Source organism: Kocuria sp. CPCC 205231, from assembly GCF_040980965.1.
In the GTDB taxonomy this organism is placed as follows: domain Bacteria; phylum Actinomycetota; class Actinomycetes; order Actinomycetales; family Micrococcaceae; genus Kocuria; species Kocuria rosea.
The window spans coordinates 1-576 of record NZ_JAVKPP010000095.1 but is presented as its reverse complement, the minus strand read 5'-3'; the positions used below and the strand labels follow the sequence as shown (position 1 = coordinate 576).

At 52.3% G+C, this 576-nt stretch carries 2 protein-coding genes; both read right to left on the bottom strand.

Annotated elements, in window-relative coordinates; all coding sequences use genetic code 11:
- Positions 1 to 110: 110 nt before the first annotated feature.
- Positions 111 to 374: a hypothetical protein gene (locus RF640_RS19040; protein WP_259542304.1), complete on the bottom strand. Its 264-nt coding sequence runs from the start codon at positions 372 to 374 to the stop codon at positions 111 to 113.
- On the bottom strand, positions 374 to 576 hold a 203-nt coding region (locus RF640_RS19035; RefSeq protein WP_368828670.1), incomplete at its 5' end, for a hypothetical protein. The genes RF640_RS19035 and RF640_RS19040, both read right to left, overlap by 1 nt.

Sequence of the window (576 nt, the reverse complement as noted above, 5' to 3'; positions counted from 1 at the left end):
CCGTTCTTCCAGTCTCAAAATCAGTTCTTCTTTGGTCATTGCATACCCTCTCGTTAGTTAAATATCCTCACCCCGTAATCAGCGAGGTAAGGAGTTTCCATTAGCCAAAATCATTTAGCCTTTGCTGGTGCTGCTCTGTCTTTGTGGCTCCAGTGGGAAAGCCAGCTCAGGTAATGCGACACCGTATCTTCTGCTTTCTCATACGGTCTATGCTGAATCAGCGCCAGCATTAACGTTGCTGCATGAATACGCCCCTTGTCGAACGGGTTAAGCCGTGGGTGCTGGTCTTTGCTCACTGCTCGGTGAAGTCTCTCAGCGTGCGCCAGCTCTTTATCCGTGATTGGGTAGCCATCATCCTTGCTCTGCTTCAACATTACGCCGCCTCCACTTCGTGCCGGTGCTCCACCTGCTGCCGTGCTTTCCGCTGCTGGTATGCTGCTGCGTCCATCTCATGCTTGCACAAAACACAGCGTTTGTTGCTGCGGTAACGCAACGTTTCCCCACAAACCTTGCACGGCTTGCCGTGGTATTGCTGCGACGCTCGCAGTGCTTTGTTCAGCGTCAATCGCAGTTTCT